Below are 20,732 nucleotides of genomic sequence, written 5' to 3'. Positions count from 1 at the left end.
CGTTCGTCAAAGAAATGAAAATATCGTGCTTACGGAAGGTTCAAAATGAAAAGGCCCGACACCATTCCGGTTTCGGGCCTTTCGATTTCGGCGGAACGTCATGCTGAGGGGAACCCTCAGTTCGGTTCCGATCAGGCTTCCATCGAATATCCGGCACCGCGCACGGTGCGGATGACATCCTGCATATGGGAAAAGTTGAGCGCCTTGCGGAGACGTCCGACATGCACGTCAACCGTCCGCTCATCCACATAGATATCGTGACCCCAGACGCCGTCCAGCAATTGCGAACGGGAGAACACGCGGCCCGGAGAGGTCATCAGGAATTCCAGCAGGCGGAACTCCGTCGGACCGAGACGCACCTCGCGGCTTTTGCGGTGAACGCGATGCGTCTCGCGATCCAGCTCGATATCGCCGCACTTCAGCACCGAAGACAGAACCTCCGGACGGGCCCGGCGCAGCATGGCCTTGACGCGGGCCATCAGTTCCGGCGTGGAAAACGGCTTGACCACATAATCGTCCGCGCCGGTGGCGAGGCCGCGAACCCGTTCGCTTTCCTCGCCGCGCGCCGTCAGCATGATGATGGGAAGGCGCTCGGTTTCCGGCCGCATCCTGAGCCTACGGCACAGCTCGATACCGGAAACGCCGGGAAGCATCCAATCCAGGATGAGCAGATCCGGAATACGTTCCTGCAGCCTGATCTCTGCCTCGTCTCCACGGGGTATGGTGTCGACGTCATATCCCTCAGCCTCGAGATTGTAACGAAGCAGGACGCTCAGCGCTTCCTCATCTTCCACAACTGCAATCTTGGGCACCATATGCTAACTCCGCAAGCCGCTGCTTGTCTGTTACTCGGTCACCGAACCGAGCGTGTTGGAACTGTCGTCCTTCGGACGCTCGCCCTCCGGCTGGCTGCCGGTGGTCATGTAATAGATCGTCTCGGCGATGTTGGTGGCATGGTCACCGATGCGCTCGATATTCTTGGCGCAGAACAGAAGATGCGTGCAGGTGGTGATGTTGCGCGGATCTTCCATCATGTAGGTCAGAAGCTCGCGGAAGAGCGAGGTATACATGGCGTCGATTTCCTCGTCGCGCTCGCGAATGGCATTGGCCTTTTCGGCGGAACGTGTCGAATAGACGTCAAGGACTTCTTTGAGCTGTACCAACGCCAGCTCCGACAGGTGCTCTATGCCGCGGGCGAGTTTGCGCGGCACGCCCGTTCCGGCCACCGCGATGACACGCTTGGCAGTATTCTTGCCGAGGTCGCCAACGCGCTCGAGGTCCGCTGCAATACGCAGCGTGCCGATGATCTCGCGAAGGTCTGCCGCCATCGGCTGGCGCTTCGCAATGGTGACGATGGCCTTGTCGCCGATCTCTCGCTCGGAATGATCGAGGATAGCGTCATCGGAAATGACCTTCTGGGCAAGCGCGGCGTCGGAATTGACGAGCGCACGCACGGCGTCGGCACACATCTGCTCGGCGAGACCACCCATCTCGGCGATGCGTCGCGTCAGGAACTTCAGTTCGTCATCATAAGCAGACAGAATATGCGAATGGGTCGTTGTCTGGTTCACGGTCTATTCCTCCGGCTTGGCCTTGCATGCGACCGCCCGAAGCGGGGCCGCAGCGGCACCAGTCTTGTTGGGTTGCGATAAAGCGCCGGCCGCGATCAGCCGAAGCGGCCCATGATGTAATCCTGCGTGCGCTGGTCATCCGGATTGGTGAACATCTTGTCGGTTTCATTTTCCTCGACAAGGTGACCGAGATGGAACATGGCCGTACGCTGGGAAACACGTGCCGCCTGCTGCATGGAGTGCGTGACGATAACAATCGTGTAATTGGTGCGCAGTTCGTGGATCAGTTCCTCGACCTTGGCAGTGGCGATCGGATCCAGCGCCGAGCAGGGTTCGTCCATCAGGATCACTTCCGGGCTGACGGCAACGGCGCGTGCAATGCACAGGCGCTGCTGCTGACCGCCGGAAAGACCGGTGCCGGATTCGTGCAGGCGATCCTTAACCTCGTTCCAGAGACCCGCCTTCTGAAGGCTCTGCTCAACGATCTGGTCCATATCCGCCTTGTTGCGGGCGAGACCGTGAATGCGTGGACCGTAGGAAATGTTTTCGTAGATCGACTTCGGAAAAGGGTTTGGCTTCTGGAACACCATGCCGACGCGGGCGCGCAACTCCACGACGTCAATCGCCTGATCATAGATATCGTCGGCGTCGAGCGTGATCTTGCCCGTGACCCGGCAACCGTCGATCGTGTCGTTCATACGGTTCAGGGTACGCAGGAAGGTGGATTTGCCGCAGCCGGACGGGCCGATAAGCGCGGTTACCGTATTTTCGCGAACGTTGAGGTTCACGTCGTAAAGCGCGCGCTTTTCGCCGTAATAAACCGAAACGTCCTTGCCGATCATCTTGTATGAGACTTCATTCATTTTCTTGTCCAGCGCCTTTTCAACTGCTGCTTCCGACAACATGTTCATTGCTCAATCTCCCTTTACCAGCGCCGTTCGAAGCGGCGACGCAACAGGATTGCGCCAACATTCATGACGATGAGGAACAAAAGCAGGATGATGATAGCGCCTGAAGTCCTTTCGACAAAGGCGCGCTCCGCTTCATTCGCCCACATGTAAATCTGCACCGGCAGGGCCGTGGACGGGTCCATCGGCGTTGTCGGGTAATTTGCTACGAATGCCACCATGCCGATCAGCAGCAGCGGCGCAGTTTCGCCCAGCGCGTGTGCGAGGCCGATGATGGTGCCGGTGAGGATGCCGGGCATGGCGAGCGGCAGCACGTGGTGGAAGATCGTCTGCATCTTGGAAGCGCCGAGACCCAGGGCGGCGGCGCGGATTGACGGCGGCACGGCTTTCAGGGCAGCGCGGGTCGCAATGATGATCGTCGGCAGGGTCATCAGCGTCAGGACGAGGCCGCCGACCAGCGAGGCCGAGCGCGGAAAGCCCATGAAGTTGATGAAGACGGAGAGGCCGAGCAGACCATAAACGATCGAGGGAACAGCCGCGAGATTGTTGATGTTCACCTCGATGAGATCAGTCAGACGGTTCTTCGGAGCAAACTCCTCAAGGTAGATCGAAGCCGCAACACCGATCGGCAGCGACAGCACCAGCACGATCAGCATCATGTAGAAGGAGCCAATCAGCGCCACGCCGACACCCGCCGCTTCCGGACGGCTCGAGGCGCCGTTGATGAAGATGCCGGTATTGAAATGCTTGCCAAGCTGCCCGCTTTCGGCGAGCTGGTTCATCCAGCCGAGCTGCTGGTTCGAGATACGGCGATTGGCTTCATCCGCCGTCAGATCGACCTGGCCCTTGAAGGCGCTGTCGACGTCGCCCGAGGCCAGCAGCGTCACCGTGCGGGTGGTGCCGATAACGGCGGGGTCGGCAACGACGATATCGCGAAGCTGCGTACGTACGCTATCGGAGATCAGAAGGTTGACGGCGCGAAGACCGGTGCGGTCCGTTGGCGCGACGCCCAGAACCTTGGCAACCGCATCACGGGCAAGAACGGGATAATTGGCCGTCATAAGCTTGGCCGGATTGGTGGCACGCTCGTTCTTGGGATCGATGATCTGTTCGGAGAACTCAACCGGAACGGTGATCATCGTCTGCTGGAACGCGGTGTAACCCTTGGAGACAACCGAGAAAAGCAGAAGGAAGAGAAAGATGAGGCCGAAGGAAATCGCTGCCATGCCATAAGCACGGAAACGGCGTTCGGCGGCATAACGGCGCTTGATGCCGATATCACGACGCGTCGCCTTGACGGCGTTCGCACCAGCTGCGGGAGAGGCGATGTCGGTCATTCATATTGCTCCCGGTATTTGCGCACGATGTAAAGCGCGTAGATATTCAGGCAAAGCGTGATGGCGAAAAGCGTGATGCCAAGCGCAAAGGCAACCAGCGTCTGCGGTGAGGTGAATTCAAGGTCGCCCGTCAACTGGCTGACGATCTTGACCGTCACCGTGGTCATGGGCTCGAAGGGATTAAGCTGCAGTCGGGCAGCGACACCTGCCGCCAGAACCACGATCATGGTTTCGCCGATGGCGCGCGACGCCGTCATCAGCACGGCGCCGACGATGCCGGGAAGAGCAGCCGGAAGAATGACCCTCTTGATGGTTTCGGAGCGCGTGGCGCCAAGTCCGAGCGAACCATCGCGCAGCGAACGCGGCACGGCGGTGATGATGTCATCCGACAGCGACGACACATAGGGGATCAACATGATACCCATGACGAAGCCGGCGGTGATGACACTCTGCGCCTGGATGAAGTTGGCGTAGTTACCCGTCGCCAGCCCGTTGATCTGCGCAGAAATGTCTCTGAGGAAAGGACCGACCGTCGTCAGCGCGAAAAAGCCGTAGACGATGGTGGGGATGCCGGCGAGCACCTCGAGCAGCGGTTTTGCCACCGAGCGCAGGCGGGGTGAAGCATATTCCGACATATAGATCGCCGAAAACAGTCCGACGGGAACGGCAACCAGCATGGCGACGAAGCCGATATAAAGTGTGCCGGCAAGCAGCGGGATCAGGCCGAACTGTCCCGATGAATCGGTCGCACCCGGCAGCCGCAAAACGCGGATCCCACACCGTGCCGAAGAAGAACTGGTGAGCCGGAACCATGTTGAAGAACTGGATCGCTTCCGTCAGCATCGACAGAACGATGCCGATCGTTGTCAGGATAGCGATGGAAGATGCGACAAGAAGAGCGCCGAGAATGACCTTTTCGACCTTGTTGCGTGCCCGGAAGCGCGGTGCAATCGCCCGCAGCGCATAGGTGGCGCCGCCAAGCGCGGCCAGCAGCACGACAGCGATCATCGCAAGACGGCTCGTGGCGGTCATGGTGTTCAGCGTTTGGGCGGCGTCAACCATGAACCGTTCCGGATCACCGGCAATCGCCACGCCCTTGGATGCAAGCAGAGGCCTCACCGCGCTTGTGTCCGCATCGACCTGCGCCGTTTCTTCCGGTGTCAGCCGCTGAAGGCCGCGGGCGATGGAGGTTACCATGCCGTAGGTCAGGCTCTGCTGCGCCTCGGATTGCGCCCGGATGTCTTCCGGGAAATCGCCGCGGACCGCTGATGTCACGATGAGCGGGCTGATAATCAGCCAGACGCTGAGAATGAACGCCGCGGGCAGTACCGCCCAGACGACCGCGTATGAACCGTGATAACCGGCTCGGGAATGCATGCTGGAAGGACGCCCACCAGACAGGGCAACGGCACGGCGGCTGCCGAGCAGATAACTGCCGATGCCGATCAGCGCCAGTATCAGCAAAAGGATCGATGTGTTCATTAGAGTTCCCTCGGCGTGCCGCAGGAGCACGGTGCGATATAGGGCAAATCAAAAAGTCATCAAAACGAGACCGCTGGACCATCCCGGAATGCCTGCCAAGTGACTGTATCAAAGTCCGGCAAGCGTCAAGGTTGATACATCCTATCCATCTGTAATCCATAGACAATCATGTGGACGACGATGAATAGGAACTGTCAACCGGAGACATTCGCCCAAGCGGAGAGGCACCGGATGGTATGAGGGGCGCGGCAGGCCGCACCCCTCCTTCTTCATTACATCGTGGAACCGGCCGAGAACTTGGCACGGATTTCTTCGCGCTCTGCGTCCGGAGCGGCAACCAGGCCGTAATTTGCGAGCGGGGAATCCGGGCCGATCATTTCGTCGGAAACGAAGAACTCGACATATTCCTTAAGGCCCGGGATAACGCCCAGGTGAGCCTTCTTCACGTAGAAGAACAGCGGGCGGGAAACCGGGTACTTGCCGCTGGCAACGGTTTCAGTGGACGGAACAACGCCCGAAACGGTAGCGACCTTCAGGCGGTCGGCGTTGTTTTCATAGAAAGCGAGGCCGAAGACGCCGAGGCCTGTCTTGTTGGCGTCGATGCGAGCGAGCGTCTCGGTGTAGTCGCCGTCGATGTCGACTGCAGCGCCGTCCTTACGGACTGCTACGCACTTGGCAGCAGCCTGCTTGGCGTCGGTGATCAGCGTCTTGATGACGTCGGTCGCCTTGGCTTCCTTGCAACCGTCAGCCATGATCTTCTCTTCGAAGACTTCGCGGGTGCCGTGCTTGGAACCCGGGATGTAAGCGGCGATCGCTACATCCGGCAGTTCCTTGTTGATTTCCGACCACTTCTTATAGGGGTTGGCAACGAGCTTGCCGTCCTTGACGATTTCAGCGGCGAGAGCGAGGTAAAGGTCCTTCGGCTCAAGCTTGATGTCCTTGTTGGAAGAATCCATTGCGAAGACGATACCGTCGTAACCGATCTTCACTTCCTGAACGTCGGTAACGCCAGCAGCCTTACAGGCGGCCAGTTCGTCGCTCTTGATCTTGCGCGATGCGTTGGCGACGTCGATGGTGCCTTCGCCCACGCCCGAGCAGAACGCCTTCAGACCACCACCCGTGCCGCCCGACTCGACGACCGGAGCCTTGAAGTTCGGGAAGGTTTCGGCAAAAGTCTCGGCAACGATCTTGGCATAAGGCAGAACCGTGGAGGAACCGGCAACCTGGATCTGGTCGCGAGCAGCGGCGGCGCCAGCGAAGGCGACAGAAGCCACCAGAGCTGCTGCGGAAAATTTAACGAAGTTCATTTGTCTCTCCCGTCGTGGGCTTGTTTGTGGACGCAGCCGATAGCGGCACTCGCTCTTAGCATGCGCTCGGCGACCTCTTCTTAACCACCGTAGCCCCATCCTTTTATGTCACTTCGATGAAAGATTTGTGACAAGCTAACTAATTGATTTAAAATGCAGATTTACGTGATATTTTGTATGTACGGGTATTTATGTCAGAATCTGACGGTAAAATCCGTGCCGCTGCCCAGTTCAGATTTAATGATGAGCCGAGCGCGGTGGCGGGTGAGAATGTGCTTGACGATGGCAAGACCAAGCCCCGTTCCCTTTTTGGAGCGGCTGTCGGCGACGCTGACGCGATAAAACCGTTCCGTCAGCCGCGGCACATGTTCGGCCGGTATGCCCGGCCCCCGGTCGACGACGCTCACCTCTACCGGTTTGCTGGGCTCAGCCCGCAGCCAGACATCAACAATCTTGCCTTCCTGGCCGTACTTACATGCATTTTCCACGAGGTTCTGGAATACCTGCACCAGTTCGTCGCGATCTCCCTGCACCTCCGCAGGACCATCGGGCAGATGCAGGGTGATATCGACATCGAGTTCGTTGGCAAGCGGCAGAAGCGTATCGCGCACATGGCCTATGACGGGAACGAGATCGACCTTCTGATCCGGCGCGATATTGGCGCGCAGCTCCAGCCTCGAAAGGGACATGAGGTCATCCACGAGCCTGCTCATGCGGGTTGCCTGATCGAGCATGATGGCGAGGAAACGCTCCTGCGCCTTGGGATCGTTGCGTGCCGGCCCCTGCATGGTTTCGATGAAACCGCGCAGGGAAGCCAGCGGAGTGCGCAGTTCATGGCTGGCATTGGCGACGAAATCGCTGCGCATGCGGTCGATGCGGCGAAGTTCCGAGACATCGCGGAATGACAGGATGTAGAAAAGCGGGCCCGCCCCCTCGCCCATATCCGCACGGGCGATACGGACGATGAAGACCCGTTCTGAGGGGAAACGCTCGGAATGTTCGACCTGATTGGGCTCACCGGTGGTTATGGTTTCGCGAATGACATCCAGCAGGCCCGGCGAGCGCAGCCTTGCGGAAATATGCGCCCCGGCGGGAAGCTGACCAAACGCCCGTTCGGCCGCGCCGTTCTGAAACAGCACGCTGGCATTCTTGTCGAGAATGAAAACGGGCGTATCCAGCACGGCAAGGCCCGCCCTGACGCCGGAAATGACACTTTCAGCCGGAACATCAGGCTCATCCACCTGTCCGGCCGCATTTTTGGCCTTTTCGGAAAAGGCCGGTTTTTCGCGAACGGCCAGAATGGCGATGACCGCGCAGAGCCAGAGGACGGCCGGCATATAGGGCGTGTGCAACTCGGAAACTGCCACGATGGCGAGCATGCTGACGACGAGCACGGGCAGCCAGTTCCGGCCAAGCTTCTTTGCCAAAAGCCTTAATCCACCATCGCCTTCCATGACTGTCATTTCAGCCTGCTTTCCACTCTCGCTCGACAGCGCATCGAAATCTCATAGGCCAGCTTCATGACAGAGATTCATCACCGCATATTTTCCACAGCGTATATGTGCAAATTCCACGCTGCAATCGTCACACCGCCACAGCTTTCTCAAGCAATCCTCTTTCGCTTGAATTCTGCCGGGCGATGTGAACTCATTGGCGGCGAGTTGCCTTTACACAACAACAGCCGGAGGAAACCATGGCCGATGAAACGAAGAAGCGGACAGTCGAGATTACCGTTGGCGGAAAGCTGCGCAGCTTTGACATCGACGATCCGGTTCTTCCCGACTGGGTGGAAGAAAACAAGCTCTCGGCCGGCAATTTTCCCTATGACAAGAAAATGAAGCGCGAGGAATACGATGCCGCGCTGGAGGCGCTGCAGATCGAGCTCGTGAAGGTCCAGTTTTGGCTCCAGGCCACAGGCAAGCGGGTCATGGCAGTTTTCGAGGGCCGCGATGCGGCCGGCAAGGGCGGCGCCATCTTCGCGATCCGGTCTTATCTCAACCCACGCTATGCCCGCGTCGTGGCGCTGACCAAGCCAACGGAAACCGAGCGTGGGCAATGGTATTTCCAGCGCTATATCTCGCATTTTCCCACGGCAGGCGAACTGGTTCTGTTCGATCGCTCCTGGTACAATCGGGCCGGAGTGGAACCGGTGATGGGTTTCTGCACCCCCGAGGAACATAAGCGCTTCCTCAAGGAAACGCCGCGCCTGGAAAAGATGCTCGCCCATGAGGACATCCACTTTTTCAAGTTCTGGCTCGATATCGGACGGGAAACGCAGATCGACCGTTTCCACGATCGCCGCCATAGCCCGCTGAAGTGCTGGAAACTTTCGGACATGGACATAGCCGCGCTGACGAAGTGGGACGACTACACGCAAAAGCGCGACGAGATGCTGGAAAAGACCCATACCGATGTCGCGCCCTGGACGGTGGTACGCGCCAATGACAAGCGCCGGGCCCGGGTCAATCTCATCCGCCACATTCTCAATTCGCTGGACTATGAAGGCAAGGACAAGAAGGCGATCGGCGAGATCGACAATAAGATATTGGGGGCGGGCCCGAATTTTCTCGGAAAAGCCGAAGAGAAATGAGGAGAGCCGCCTTTGGCGGCTGCTCGTACCCTTTTATTGACCCGGCAGGATGCGCACGGAATAAAGGTTGACCGGGCGGCCGCTGCCATCGATATCGCTGTTGATGAAAATCCTGCCCGGCGCGTTGGGGGCCAGCGAACGCTCGAATGTCGCGTTCAGCAGCATGTCGGCGCGCTCGGCCGTGGCCGTAAACCGGTGGCGCGAACAATCGCCCAAGGTAGCGAAATCGCATGCGACGGACACCTGTGTCTGCCGGTCACTGGAGGATTGCAGGGTAATGGATATGGTCGAGGATTTCCCGGCCATGTCCCGCATCACTTCGACTGGAACCTCGATGCTGACGGCGCCATCCTGCGCCACGCTTCTCGACGTCACCCGAATTGCCTTGCCGGCGGGCGTTGCGATATTTTCGACATTGGCGCGTGGACCTGCCGAAACTCCGGAATTACCGCGCTCGGCATTAAAAACCTCGACCCAGTCGTCGGAAAAACCACGCCCGGCCGATAGGCTCGGGGCGGGCTCGGCGCCATTAAAGTCCTCTGCCTGCACCTGCGCCGGCGGATTGGGCACGCTGGTATCCCGCTGTTCCGGAGAGAGCAGGACACCCGAGGAATAGGCCCACCAGGCGCCGAAACCGACAAAGGCCAGAAGCGTGACATAGATGAAAAGCCGGGCAAAAAGCCCGCGGCGCTTGCGGCGACCAACAGCACCTTCGGGGCGGAAGGCAAGCGATGCGTCAGCCGCGCTGGAACCTCTCCTCGATGGTTTTCCGCCGCGCCGGCCTGGTCGGGGGGATTCCGGGGCCGTGGCGGCACCGGGTCGCGCATCGCGCGTTTCACCGCGCAGTTCCGGCTCGACAGCCACTTCATCCCGATGGGGCGGCTGCGAAACGGGATAGACGGAATCATCATCCTGCGCCGCGCTTTCCTGCACGGGCGGCCGCAATTGCTGCTCCACCCTGTCCAGAAGCCGGTTGCGTTCCTCGTTCTCGATGAGGTGGATCAGGCTTTCAAGCCGCTGGCGCTGCTGGGCAACAATCTGCGGGTCGTCGATGCCCTGCTTGCGCAGGCCCGCTTCCAGCGCCTGACGGGACGATTGATAAATACGTGCACGAACTTCGGCGTTCGATCTGTCCGATTTTTCCAGAGCATTTCTGATTGCCGTTTCCAGTCCGCTCACGACCGATCCTTGTTCTAATGCGCTTTGCAAAATATGCGGCGCTGCGCCATGGGTTCACGATTCGGTAACGGCTATGCCGCCCCTCCGCAAGCATCGTTTGTGATAAAGACCGGATTGTCTTGGGGAAAATCGATCTATTGTGGCGCTACGAACGCAGGTTCGGCGACGCCTCGCGGTACTGTTTTCGCTTCCAATCCGACACCGAACACGATAATGACTTACGTGCGCGTAAACGTAATCTGGGGGAGGAGCCATGCTACCGTCCGTGCTGAAAGACAATCTGCGTCTTCCGGTCATAGCGTCACCATTATTCATCATTTCGCACCCGCAACTGACGCTGGCGCAATGCAAGGCGGGCGTCATCGGCGCTTTCCCGGCGCTGAATGCGCGGCCGGAAAGCCAGCTCGATGAGTGGCTGGCGATGATCACCGAAGAGCTTGACGCGCACAACCGGGCCAACCCGGATCGTCCGGCCGCGCCTTTCGCGGTCAATCAGATCGTGCATATGTCCAACCGGCGACTGGAACATGATCTCGGCCTTTGCGTGAAATATAAGGTCCCGGTGGTTATTTCCTCGCTCGGTGCCGTGCCGGAAGTCAATGCGGCCGTGCATTCCTATGGCGGCATCGTCCTGCACGATGTCATCAACGATCGCCATGCAAGGTCGGCCATCCGCAAGGGCGCGGATGGGCTGATCGCCGTCGCGACGGGCGCCGGCGGCCATGCGGGCACACTTTCTCCCTTCGCCCTCGTGCAGGAAATCCGCGAGTGGTTCGATGGCCCGCTGCTGCTTGCCGGCGCCATTGCCAATGGCGGCTCCATCCTCGCGGCACAGGCGATGGGCGCGGACATGGCCTATATCGGCTCCCCTTTCATCGCCACGCAGGAGGCCCGCGCATCCGAAGCCTACAAGCAGGCAATCGTCGATGCGCAGGCCAAAGACATCGTCTATTCGAACTATTTCACCGGTGTTCACGGCAATTATCTGAAAAGTTCGATCGTCGCCTCCGGCCTCGACCCCGACAAGCTGCCGGAAGCGGATCCCTCAAAGATGGATTTCGAATCGGCTTCCGGCGGCGCAAAAGCCTGGAAGGACATATGGGGCGCGGGCCAGGGTATTGGCGCGGTCAAGGCGGTGGAGCCGGTAGCGGCTCTGGTTGATCGGCTGGTCCAGGAATACGAGGTTGCGAGGGGCCGCATCTGCGCCTTAGCCTGATACGCCCCTTAAACATTGGACAGGCAAAGCTTTTTGCGGAAATTTCAAAAGCCACGCATTCAAGGCTTGAAATCCGTCGGCATTGCCTGTATCAGCCCGCCATGAAGCTGATCCGTGACAGACGGATCACAACCGGGCCGCTTTAGCTCAGTCGGTAGAGCACATCATTCGTAATGATGGGGTCACGTGTTCGAGTCACGTAAGCGGCACCATTTTCAAACAACAATCCATCTCAAAAAGCACGTCCGTGTTTAAGTGAAACCAAACCGCCCCACACACGTTCTCCGGCTGGTCAACAGTCAACCGGAAAGCCTGTCATCGTGGACGTTATTCGTATTCTCATCGCCATCATCCTGCCGCCGGTTGGTGTATTTCTCCAGGTCGGACTGGGGCTGCACTTCTGGCTCAACATTCTTCTGACGCTGTGCGGTTATGTGCCCGGCATCATCCACGCGATCTGGGTGATCGTGCGGAGGTGACGTTCCGCATCGCGTGACGATGGAATGTCCGCAATTTTTTAGCACGTGATTAAATTATCATGTGCTTCTGGAACCGCATCTTCTCCTTCACGTTATGGCGATGACATAGACAAGGAGAAAATCATGAACCAGATCATCTACATCGTCGGCCTCGTCGTTATCGTCCTGGCGATCCTTTCGTTTTTCGGCTTCCGCTGATCACCGTTGTCAATTCCATTGCTTGCGCTTATCCTAGGCGGCAGTGACACAGGACAGCGTTCATGGGTTGCTCCGCTGTCGGGTTTGTTTCGGGATCGCGTTGCTCTGGGAGGTGCACGATGAAGAACGAGAGATGGACAGAGCCTGTTGAGGTCAATCTGGATGCGAACGGCAAGAGCGTCGTCGCCGGCCCATTCGAAGCACTGACATTGTTGACCGAAGGCTGGCCAAATCGGCGCGGATTGAGTTTCGTGAGAGCCAGAAGTGCCTGCCGCGCTGCTCTTGACGGGAGAAAATCGCCGGAGGAAGCGCGTAAGTGCTTCACAGATGCGGTTTCCGACATGCAGAAGAACCCACATTAATGCAGAAAAAACGGCTCCTTCAGGAGCCGTTTTTGTAAGGCGTTTCCGGCTGAAGACCAGCTGAAAACGCCACAATGCCCGTTGGCAAGATTATTTGCCTTACATCCAGTAAGGGGCGACGCCGTAATAGTCGTAGACCTTACGATCCCTTGCGTTCAACAATTCGTCATCATCGAGATTGGCGAAATGCGGAGCATTTTCGATCTGTTCCTTTGTCAGGTCGATGCGGTAGCCGTCGAGCTCTTCGTCGTAATGCAGCTTTTCCCACGGCAACGGATAATAATCGTCGCCAATGCCGAGAAAGCCGCCGAAGCTCAACACCGCATAGGCCACGCGGCCGCCGCGCTTCTCAAGAATGATGCGCTGGATCGAGCCGATATGCTTGCCGTCGGCGCCGTAAACGCGGGTGCCTTCCACCTTGTCACTGGCGATGAGGCTGGGCGTGTCCTTCACATAGGGGTCCTGGCCGGCGCGGGGTTCCTGATGCAACATGATAGTTTCCTCCTTGATTTCCTCAATGGGTCACGTCTGTAAACCCGTCGCCGGAGAAATCGTTCCGGTGCGTTTCAGATGCCGTCAGGGATTTTTTTGGAGAAAGAACGGAACAAAAGGCAGTTACTGGCGGCTCCTCTGCCAGACCGAGGGGGACACCCCCACCATCTTTCGAAAGACGCGGGAGAAGTGCGCCTGATCGGAAAATCCGGCTGCGATGGCAATGTCGGTAAGCGCCATCTCGGTTCGCATCATCAGATCCTTGACCCGATCAATACGCGCCTGCATCTGCCACTGGTGCGGCGGGACGCCGGTGGAGGCCTTGAAGGCATGGCTGAAATGGGATTGCGACAGGTTTGTAAGTTCCGCAAGTTCCTCAAGCCGGATCGACCGAAGGCAATGTTCGCGAATGTAATCCGTCGCCGCCCTTAATTGCCAGGCGGCGAGCTTGCTGCGCTTTTTGACCGGCTCCCGCCTCACTTTCAGAAAATCCGTCAGCAGCGCCAGCACGAGGCTCTCGCCATAGAGATCGTGCAGCGGATCGGGATTGTCGCATTCGGCTGCGATCAACCGCGCCAGCGCCAGCAGGCGCTCATCCTCGAACATCAGATGCGGGTCGAGCAAACCGTGCGGATCGAAACCCTGCACCAACCGAGCCCCCAGCAGTCCAGCGTCGAAGTGCAGATCGAGGTGGCGGAGGAAGGAAACGTTGCTCAACTCCGCATGCACATCCAGATCGGCAGGCACGAAGGAAATACGGTTCACCTCGGAGGCGGTATACTTGTCGCGGCGGTAGCCGTTCATGACGAACCTGCCATCATCCTTTCCATCCATCTCCAGCAGAAAAACAAAACGCGGGTCCTTGCCGACATAACGTCCACCTGCTTTCGGTGCACAACGCACGTCCCAGAGATCGGCAACGATGCCGTTCCAGACCCTTGAGCGCGGGCCGCCTATAACGGCAAAACCGTCGATTTCATTTTCCATCCGCACGCGGAAAGCCATGGCTTCTCGATCCCGCAGGGCGCGCCATGGCGCCACTATAACATGATAAGTTTATTCATGTTTATAGTGGCAAACCAATTTCCCCGCAACTGCGGCCTTTGACCAGGCCTTACCACTTCTTGGAAAGCTTGAAGGTGATGGTGCGGCTGTCGCCCCAGCCGCAGACGGAGACACCGGCGCAGCCCTTAACGTATTCCTTGTCGAAGACATTGGCGACGTTGATGGATGCGGTCCAGTCGTCCTTCTGGTAACGGACCGCGGCATCGAAAACAGCGGCGTCAGGAACGCGCAATGTATTCGCCGCATCCGCCCAGGACTTGCCCTGATACCGCACACCACCGCCGATGCTCAGTCCGTCAAGTGTATCCGTGGTGAAAGCATAGTCCAGCCACAGCGAAGCGGTATGGGCGGGCACGATCCATGGCGATTTGCCAATGAGATTTGGATTGGCATCGCGGGTAATGTCGATATCGGTGTAGGAATAGGAGGCAAGTGCCTTCCAGTTTTCATTGAGATTGGCTTTGGCCTCCAGCTCGAAGCCGGTGGATTCGACCTGTCCGAACTGGCCGCTGGTGGTCACCCCACCCGCCGTATAGGACACGATAGCATTATCCTTGACCAGCTTGAAGACCGAGGCGGTGATGCTGCCATCGAAGAACGTCGGCTCGTATTTGATGCCGGCTTCGAACTGGTGGCCTTCTTCCGGCACGGCGGGTGTGCCGTCTGCAAGCGTATCGATAAGCGGATTAAAGAAGGTGGCGGCGGAGACGTAGGGCGTCAGGCCATTGTCGAATTCGTAGGCAAGGCCGGCGCGGCCGCTCAGCGCGTCGTCATTGGAGCGGCGGGACAGGCCCGTCGGCAATCTGTTGTTCAGCTCCGTATCGACATAGTCGTAACGGCCATTCAGCGTCACAAGCCAGCCATCTCCGAACCGCAGCTGGTCCTGCGCATAAATGCCGATCTGCTGTTGGGTCACGATGTTATCGGCATAAACGAAATTCGTTCCCTGCGCCGAACCGTAAACCGGATTGAGCGCGCCGATCGCATTCGACCCGCAGCAGGCCTGCACCTGATCCAGCCGGTAATATTTATAGTCCAGACCAAAGAGCAGTGAATGGCTGACAGCACCGGTATCGAACTGGCCTTCCACTCGGTTATCCACACCGAAGCTATCGACCTTCGACACGCCGTCGTAACCGAAGCGGGTCAGCATATAGTCCTTGGTGATCGGATCGAGGATCGGCTGGCCGCTGGCATCGGCATTTGCCCAGCCGCCGGGATAGGGCCCGGTCTCGTGCTTGTACAGATGCCCATAGCGGGCGTTCTGACTGATCTTCCAGCCATTGTCGAATTCATGGCTGACCTCGTAGCCCACCATCGATTGATAGACGCGGCCGTTATCAAGGTCCGGCTCACCATAAAAGGCTTCATGGTTGAGCTTGCCGAAGGGCGCGTCGGCCACGGTGCCGACATAAGGAAGGAAACCGTTGCCCACATGCACCTGGTCAAGCGCCGAAAAATACCCATAGAGCGTGGCGCTTGTCTGCGCATCCGGCTCGAAAGTGACTTGCGGCATGATGAAGCCGCGCAAATCCTCGGAGTAATTCGTATAGTTGTCGCCGCCCGAGACCTTGCCGGTGACGCGGTATTTCCATACGCCCTCATCATCCACCTTGTCGCCGAGATCGAAACCGAAGAAAGCGTTGCCGAAATTATTGATGCCGATTTCCGTTTCGCGAACGGGTTCCTCCTGGGTGCGCTTGCGGATCATCTCAACGATGCCACCGGGATTGGCGCCGCCGTAGAGCACCGACGCAGGCCCCTTCAGGACTTCAACCCGCTCCAGACCATAGGCATCCATCTGGAAACCGCCGAAACCGTAACTGAACAGGTTCAGCCCATCCAAAAACACCCCAGTCTGGGTGGCCTGAAAACCGCGAATGTAAAACCAGTCCGTATCCGGATCCGTGCCAAAGGGCTCCGCCGTCACGCCTGGAGTATACCGCAGCACCTCGTCGATCTTCGTCACCGCGCCGCGGTCGTTCATTTCCTGACGGCCGACGACCGATACGGATTGCGGAATATCTCTGGTTTCCGTCTCGGTTTTTGAACCCGTCGCGCTTTTCTTCGCGACGTAGCCCCGGACGGGACCAGTTGCGTTTTCCGTGCCCTGCCCGTCAACGGTAATCTGCTGAAGGACGGTTGTGTCCTGCGCGTGCACCATCGCAGACGCCAGCAAAACTACGGCAGCCGTTCCCAAAGCCAGATTGCGCAAAAACATCCCATGCAAATTTTTCAAGATATGCCCCGGAAACATCGCGACCGTATTGATATCCCAAGGGTCGCAGCACCTCAATTAAGCTGAGTATTTACATCAGGATTAAGGCGCGATGCTTGTCGTTTTCTGGGTGGATTTGAAGCTTATTGGCCTCTCGCTCAATTTTGCGCCCGCAATTTATCCGGCGGAGCTTCGATGTCAGCTCTTGCGCCGGCCGATCCTTGCAAGTTGCATGACCGGAAGCATGCCGATGACGACGATTGCCAAGGCTGCGATGGCCGCCTCCTCGTAGGTGCCACGCGCCGCTTCGCCATAAAGATGGGTGGCAAAGGTTTCGAAATTGAGCGGCCTCAACAGGAGCGTAGCGGGAAGCTCCTTGACGCAATCCACGAAGATCAGCAGTGCCGCAGCCGCAAGTGAGGCCTTGGAAAGCGGAAGATGGACGTGTCGGAATGTCTGCGTTGCGGACCGCCCGAGCGTTCGCGAGGCGTGATCGAAGGACTGCGGGATGCGGCTGAGGCCAGCATCCACCCCACCGGCGGCAATGGTAAGGAAACGTGCGGAATAGGCGTAGATCAGCGCGGCGCCACTGCCGATGAAGATGAGGCCTGTCGATATGCCGAACCAGTCGCGCATGGTCTCGTCGACAAAGCGGTCAAAGCCGCCGAGCGCGATCAGGACGCCGATGGCGATGACCGTTCCGGGGGCGGCATATCCCACCGTCGAAAGACGATAGGACCAGAGCGACAGACGGCCCGGCGCAAGGCGCATGGCGTAAGCGACGACAAGGCCGAGGATGAGGGTGATCACCGTCGCCACCCCGGCAAAGACGATGGTGTTCAGGGCCTCATCGGCAAAACGGGGGGACAATCCGTTGAAACGAAGCCGTTTCCATGCCTCGGTGACGAGATAGCTGGCTGGCGCCATAAAACCGATCAGGACCGGCAAGCTGCCCAACAAGAAAGCGGCCCAACCCTTCAGGCCATTGAGCCGCAGCGGCTCCAGTTGCCTGCTTTTCTGCGCAGAGACCGCGTAGCCCTGCTTGCGTCGCGCCCAGCGCTCAAGCGCCACGAGGGCGACAACGATGAACAGCATGGAAAGTGCAATCTGCGCCGCACCCGGCAGGTCGGATTTCGTGACCCAGGTGGTGTAGACGGAGACGGTGAGTGTGCGGACGCCAAGAAATTCGGACGCGCCGATATCGTTCAGCGCTTCCATCAAGGCAAGGCTGACGCCGACCGCAATCGCCGGGCGCGCCAGCGGCACCGCTACCTTGAAGAAAGCCGCGCGTCTGGAGACCCCGAGCGTGCGCGCCGCTTCCAGCAGGTTGCCTGCCTGCGTGAGGAACATGGCGCGCACGGGAATATAGACATAGGGAAACAGCACGAAGCCCAGAAGGACAATGCATCCGGTCATGGACCTTATGTCCGGAAGACGGAATTCACGCGGGCTGGAATAGCCGAGCAGCCAGCGGATCGCGCCCTGCACAGGCCCGATGGGATGCAGAATATCCAGATAGGCGTAAGCGACGATATAGGTGGGCATGGCCAGCGGCAGCAGCAGCGCCCATTCCAATATTTTGCGGCCGGGAAAATCATAGGCGGTGACCAGCCAGGCGGCACAGGTTCCGACGATACCTGCCAGCAGCCCGACACCGGCAAGAAGGATCGCCGTATCCGGAAGCGCCGTCCAGAGCACGGTTGAGCCCAGATGCGACCAAAGGCCATCAGAACCCTGCAACGCCTGCGAGACAAGCGCCAGAACCGGAACCATGGCGCCGCAAACCGCCAGCACTGAAAGGCACAGCCACCAGAAGGAGGATGAAAATCTGGCTCGGGCACGAGGTGACAATGGCTGGGTGGCGTCTGGGTTCATGTGCTTCTGGAAAATACGCGGAAAGGCGCCCGCAATTGCGAACGCCTTTCACATGTTATCGCTGATTGGCCTTTACTTGTCGAAACCGACCTTGTCGACCAGCTCGCTCGCCTGCTTGCGATGCGATACGATTTCCGTCAGCGGCTTGTTATCGATCTTCAGCGTGCCGAACGAAGCGACGATCTCGTTGAGAGCCGCGCCCTGCTTGACCGGATATTCGTAGTTGGCCTCGGCATAGATCTTCTGGGCTTCGTCGGAAACGAGATATTCCAGAAGCTTGACGGCTTCCGCCTTGTTCGGCGCATTCTTCGCCACGGCTGCGCCGCTGATATTGACCTGCGTGCCGCCATTCTTGAAGGTCGGCAGAACCACCTTGATGGCGTCGCCCCACTTCACCTGCTCCTCGCCGCCCTTGCCCGAGCGCATCAGGCCGACATAATAGGAGTTGGCGATACCGATATCGCAAATGCCGCCGAGGATGTCCTTGGCGACATCGCGGTCACCGCCGCCTGCCTTGCGGGCGAGGTTTTCCTTGACGCCGGCAAGCCACTTCTCGGTGTCTTCAGCGCCATAATGGGCGATGTAGTCGGCAAACAGCGCCGTATTATAGGGATGCTGGCCGGCGCGAATGCAGACCTTGCCCTTCCACTTCGCATCAGCGAGATCTTCATAATTGAAGGAAGCGAGATCAAGGTCCTTGGCTGCATACAGAACGCGGGCTCGCATGGAAAGCGCGAACCAGTGACCCTTGGCATCGCGCAGTTCAGCGGGGATGGCCTTGCTCAGGGTCTCGGATTCGACCGCCTGCGTTACGCCCTTTTCAGCGAGATCGACAAGATTGCCGGCGTCCACCGTCATCAGAACGTCAGCCGGCGAACTCGCGCCTTCGCTCAGCACACGCTCCGCAAGGCCGTCCTTCAAAAACACGGTATTGACCTTCACGCCGCTCGAAGCGGTGAAGGAGTCCAGGAGGGGCTGAATGAGGCCCGGCTCGCGGGTGGTATAGATATTGAGTTCAGCGGCATTGGCTGCGCCGGCTGCAAAGGCAACCGTGCTGGCAAGCAGGGCGAACCCGGTAAATTTCTTCATGTTTTGTCTCCCTCTCCGATAACGGCAATAGGGGAGCAGACATCATACATGATGATACAAATCAAGTTTTATTTCGCCATTTTCCGCCGCCTTTTGATCACCAAGAGTTGAAAACGGGCAGAAAACGAACATGCAAATGCGCTCATTCAACTTCAGGTAAATATCAGCACACCCTTCGGATCAATTCCGAAGCGTATCGCCCGCGTCTTGGCGGCTGTACGCTGCATTGTTCTGACGCGAAGATCAGCTGGTAATCCGGGCACGGCGATGCCGAGCTGTTCGATCTCCCCCAGGAAGACCCGGCTCGATATTTCGCCAGCAATACCTTCTTTCGCGGCGTCTTCGATAATCGAAATCGCATTGGGCCGAACATAGGCAACCGCCGGGAGGCCATCGGGCAGATCGGAGGCATCCCCCAGCAGGCCAAGCGGCGTTTCCACGCGACCCTGCCTTACCCGTCCTTCAATCTTGTTGAAGGCGCAGAAAAAATCAGCGGCATAGCGGGTCTTGGGATTGTCGTGGATTTCATAACCCGTGCCGCTTTGCACGATCCGTCCGCGCTGCATCAGAACCACGCGATCGCCCGCCGAAAGCGCTTCTTCGGGATCGTGGGTAACCATGATTGCCGTCGTGCCCAGCTGGCGTAGAAGACCGAGCGTCTCTTCGCGCACATCGTCACGCAATCCCCTGTCCAGATTGGAAAAGGGCTCGTCCATCAGCAGAAGGCCAGGCTGCGGGGCGAGTGCACGGGCAAGCGCGACGCGCTGCTGCTCACCGCCCGACAGCGTATGCGGATAACGTTTCGCAAGTTCCTTGAGATGCACGTGTTCGATCATCTCGGCAGTGCGCGCCCGGGCCTGCGCTTTCGGCAGCGAGCGGAGGCCGAACATGACGTTCTGCTCGACGGTAAGATGCGGGAAGAGCGCATAATCCTGAAATACGAAACCGATATTGCGCTTTTCGGGCTCGATGAAAACTCCAGACCCGGCCACGACAGCGCCGTTCAGGGAAACGCTGCCTTTATCGGGTGTCTCCACGCCTGCGATGATACGCAGCAAGGTTGATTTTCCGCAGCCGGAGCGCCCTACAAGACAAATGATCTCACCGCTTTCGACGGACAGATCGATGTCGGACAATACATCCGTGTCACCGAATTTCTTGCCCACCGATTTCAGTTCTAGCGCTGCGCTGCCTGCCATTTCCAATCCTGCCCTGCTTTGCGAATTATGTTGATCGCTCAAATCAGGATTAAAGTCAAAAAAGACGGGGAAAATGCGTTTTCCATCACGAGTTGGCGAGATGTGCGGCAGCAATATTGACGTTTACGTTAGAGTTAAATAGGTTTCGCCGACAAGATGGACGTC

At 58.5% G+C, this 20,732-nt stretch carries 17 protein-coding genes, 1 tRNA gene and 1 pseudogene; 5 read left to right on the top strand and 14 right to left on the bottom strand.

Going from position 1 to position 20,732, the window contains the following annotated elements:
- Nucleotides 1–131: 131 nt before the first annotated feature.
- The 7 genes and pseudogenes from phoB to phoR all read right to left on the bottom strand — a co-directional run bounded on the left by phoB (nucleotide 132) and on the right by phoR (nucleotide 8,068).
- The gene (phoB, locus tag QE453_RS11080; RefSeq protein WP_003493692.1) at nucleotides 132–815 is read right to left on the bottom strand and encodes a phosphate regulon transcriptional regulator PhoB; all 684 of its coding nucleotides are present in this window, start codon (nucleotides 813–815) and stop codon (nucleotides 132–134) included.
- A 30-nt stretch (nucleotides 816–845) separates the two neighbouring features.
- Nucleotides 846–1,571 carry a phosphate signaling complex protein PhoU gene (gene phoU, locus QE453_RS11075; RefSeq protein WP_004439770.1) on the bottom strand — a complete coding sequence of 242 codons (726 nt, stop codon included), beginning with the start codon at nucleotides 1,569–1,571 and terminating at the stop codon, nucleotides 846–848.
- 95 nt (nucleotides 1,572–1,666) lie between these two features.
- The gene (gene pstB, locus QE453_RS11070; protein WP_278067200.1) at nucleotides 1,667–2,482 is read right to left on the bottom strand and encodes a phosphate ABC transporter ATP-binding protein PstB; all 816 of its coding nucleotides are present in this window, start codon (nucleotides 2,480–2,482) and stop codon (nucleotides 1,667–1,669) included.
- A gap of 14 nt (nucleotides 2,483–2,496) precedes the next feature.
- A complete protein-coding gene (pstA, locus tag QE453_RS11065; protein ID WP_006698947.1) occupies nucleotides 2,497–3,816 on the bottom strand; it encodes a phosphate ABC transporter permease PstA in 1,320 nt (439 codons plus the stop codon).
- Nucleotides 3,813–5,298: pseudogene (gene pstC, locus QE453_RS11060) on the bottom strand (phosphate ABC transporter permease subunit PstC). The gene pstA and the pseudogene pstC overlap by 4 nt, the downstream one beginning before the upstream one ends.
- Before the next feature lie 272 nt (nucleotides 5,299–5,570).
- Nucleotides 5,571–6,605 carry a substrate-binding domain-containing protein gene (locus QE453_RS11055; protein WP_004439763.1) on the bottom strand — a complete coding sequence of 345 codons (1,035 nt, stop codon included), beginning with the start codon at nucleotides 6,603–6,605 and terminating at the stop codon, nucleotides 5,571–5,573.
- A gap of 194 nt (nucleotides 6,606–6,799) precedes the next feature.
- A complete protein-coding gene (phoR, locus tag QE453_RS11050; protein ID WP_244405296.1) occupies nucleotides 6,800–8,068 on the bottom strand; it encodes a phosphate regulon sensor histidine kinase PhoR in 1,269 nt (422 codons plus the stop codon).
- A 230-nt stretch (nucleotides 8,069–8,298) separates the two neighbouring features.
- On the opposite strand from phoR, the gene ppk2 reads away from it, so the two are divergent.
- A complete protein-coding gene (ppk2, locus tag QE453_RS11045) occupies nucleotides 8,299–9,195 on the top strand; it encodes a polyphosphate kinase 2 (RefSeq protein ID WP_006698945.1) in 897 nt (298 codons plus the stop codon).
- A gap of 33 nt (nucleotides 9,196–9,228) precedes the next feature.
- Here the strand turns inward: ppk2 and QE453_RS11040 are convergent, their stop codons facing one another.
- The gene (locus tag QE453_RS11040) at nucleotides 9,229–10,374 is read right to left on the bottom strand and encodes a hypothetical protein (RefSeq protein WP_004439757.1); all 1,146 of its coding nucleotides are present in this window, start codon (nucleotides 10,372–10,374) and stop codon (nucleotides 9,229–9,231) included.
- Between the two features lie 253 nt (nucleotides 10,375–10,627).
- On the opposite strand from QE453_RS11040, the gene QE453_RS11035 reads away from it, so the two are divergent.
- From QE453_RS11035 to QE453_RS11020, 4 genes are all read left to right on the top strand, one after another.
- Nucleotides 10,628–11,590 carry a nitronate monooxygenase family protein gene (locus tag QE453_RS11035; protein ID WP_022555560.1) on the top strand — a complete coding sequence of 321 codons (963 nt, stop codon included), beginning with the start codon at nucleotides 10,628–10,630 and terminating at the stop codon, nucleotides 11,588–11,590.
- Between the two features lie 136 nt (nucleotides 11,591–11,726).
- Nucleotides 11,727–11,802, top strand: a tRNA-Thr gene (locus QE453_RS11030).
- Between the two features lie 108 nt (nucleotides 11,803–11,910).
- Nucleotides 11,911–12,069, top strand: a complete 159-nt coding sequence (locus QE453_RS11025) for a YqaE/Pmp3 family membrane protein (RefSeq protein ID WP_004439740.1) — start codon at nucleotides 11,911–11,913, stop codon at nucleotides 12,067–12,069.
- A gap of 317 nt (nucleotides 12,070–12,386) precedes the next feature.
- Entirely contained in the window at nucleotides 12,387–12,629 is a 243-nt protein-coding gene (locus QE453_RS11020) for a DUF982 domain-containing protein (RefSeq protein WP_006698942.1), read from the top strand.
- A 99-nt stretch (nucleotides 12,630–12,728) separates the two neighbouring features.
- Here QE453_RS11020 and QE453_RS11015 read toward each other — a convergent pair whose 3' ends face one another.
- The 6 genes from QE453_RS11015 to QE453_RS10990 all read right to left on the bottom strand — a co-directional run bounded on the left by QE453_RS11015 (nucleotide 12,729) and on the right by QE453_RS10990 (nucleotide 20,567).
- On the bottom strand, nucleotides 12,729–13,121 hold the full coding sequence (locus tag QE453_RS11015; RefSeq protein WP_004439734.1) for a PRC-barrel domain-containing protein: 393 nt from the start codon (nucleotides 13,119–13,121) through the stop codon (nucleotides 12,729–12,731).
- A gap of 123 nt (nucleotides 13,122–13,244) precedes the next feature.
- Complete coding sequence (locus QE453_RS11010) at nucleotides 13,245–14,126, bottom strand: AraC family transcriptional regulator (protein WP_022555559.1); 882 nt, start codon at nucleotides 14,124–14,126, stop codon at nucleotides 13,245–13,247.
- A 109-nt stretch (nucleotides 14,127–14,235) separates the two neighbouring features.
- Complete coding sequence (locus QE453_RS11005) at nucleotides 14,236–16,443, bottom strand: TonB-dependent siderophore receptor (protein ID WP_272913822.1); 2,208 nt, start codon at nucleotides 16,441–16,443, stop codon at nucleotides 14,236–14,238.
- Between the two features lie 159 nt (nucleotides 16,444–16,602).
- The gene (locus QE453_RS11000; protein WP_309777067.1) at nucleotides 16,603–18,279 is read right to left on the bottom strand and encodes an iron ABC transporter permease; all 1,677 of its coding nucleotides are present in this window, start codon (nucleotides 18,277–18,279) and stop codon (nucleotides 16,603–16,605) included.
- A gap of 72 nt (nucleotides 18,280–18,351) precedes the next feature.
- A complete protein-coding gene (locus QE453_RS10995) occupies nucleotides 18,352–19,368 on the bottom strand; it encodes a Fe(3+) ABC transporter substrate-binding protein (RefSeq protein ID WP_004439728.1) in 1,017 nt (338 codons plus the stop codon).
- A 152-nt stretch (nucleotides 19,369–19,520) separates the two neighbouring features.
- Nucleotides 19,521–20,567, bottom strand: coding sequence for an ABC transporter ATP-binding protein (locus QE453_RS10990; RefSeq protein ID WP_112766112.1), 1,047 nt, complete (start codon nucleotides 20,565–20,567; stop codon nucleotides 19,521–19,523).
- Nucleotides 20,568–20,732 lie beyond the last annotated feature (165 nt).

Origin of the sequence: Agrobacterium sp. SORGH_AS_0440, assembly GCF_031453135.1 — a bacterium.
In the GTDB taxonomy this organism is placed as follows: Bacteria; Pseudomonadota; Alphaproteobacteria; order Rhizobiales; family Rhizobiaceae; genus Agrobacterium; species Agrobacterium pusense.
Note: the sequence above shows the minus strand (reverse complement) of the source record. Positions and strands in the feature narration are given on the sequence as shown.

What these genes read in the sequence shown, in the direction of transcription:
- phoB (WP_003493692.1), bottom strand. Translation starts at nt 815, where the DNA reads ATGGTGCCCAAGATTGCAGTTGTGGAAGATGAGGAAGCGCTGAGCGTC.
- pstB (WP_278067200.1), bottom strand. Translation starts at nt 2,482, where the DNA reads ATGAACATGTTGTCGGAAGCAGCAGTTGAAAAGGCGCTGGACAAGAAA.
- pstA (WP_006698947.1), bottom strand. Translation starts at nt 3,816, where the DNA reads ATGACCGACATCGCCTCTCCCGCAGCTGGTGCGAACGCCGTCAAGGCG.
- QE453_RS11055 (WP_004439763.1), bottom strand. Translation starts at nt 6,605, where the DNA reads ATGAACTTCGTTAAATTTTCCGCAGCAGCTCTGGTGGCTTCTGTCGCC.
- phoR (WP_244405296.1), bottom strand. Translation starts at nt 8,068, where the DNA reads ATGACAGTCATGGAAGGCGATGGTGGATTAAGGCTTTTGGCAAAGAAG.
- ppk2 (WP_006698945.1), top strand. Translation starts at nt 8,299, where the DNA reads ATGGCCGATGAAACGAAGAAGCGGACAGTCGAGATTACCGTTGGCGGA.
- QE453_RS11035 (WP_022555560.1), top strand. Translation starts at nt 10,628, where the DNA reads ATGCTACCGTCCGTGCTGAAAGACAATCTGCGTCTTCCGGTCATAGCG.
- QE453_RS11020 (WP_006698942.1), top strand. Translation starts at nt 12,387, where the DNA reads ATGAAGAACGAGAGATGGACAGAGCCTGTTGAGGTCAATCTGGATGCG.
- QE453_RS11015 (WP_004439734.1), bottom strand. Translation starts at nt 13,121, where the DNA reads ATGTTGCATCAGGAACCCCGCGCCGGCCAGGACCCCTATGTGAAGGAC.
- QE453_RS11010 (WP_022555559.1), bottom strand. Translation starts at nt 14,126, where the DNA reads ATGGCTTTCCGCGTGCGGATGGAAAATGAAATCGACGGTTTTGCCGTT.
- QE453_RS11005 (WP_272913822.1), bottom strand. Translation starts at nt 16,443, where the DNA reads ATGTTTCCGGGGCATATCTTGAAAAATTTGCATGGGATGTTTTTGCGC.
- QE453_RS11000 (WP_309777067.1), bottom strand. Translation starts at nt 18,279, where the DNA reads ATGAACCCAGACGCCACCCAGCCATTGTCACCTCGTGCCCGAGCCAGA.
- QE453_RS10995 (WP_004439728.1), bottom strand. Translation starts at nt 19,368, where the DNA reads ATGAAGAAATTTACCGGGTTCGCCCTGCTTGCCAGCACGGTTGCCTTT.
- QE453_RS10990 (WP_112766112.1), bottom strand. Translation starts at nt 20,567, where the DNA reads ATGGCAGGCAGCGCAGCGCTAGAACTGAAATCGGTGGGCAAGAAATTC.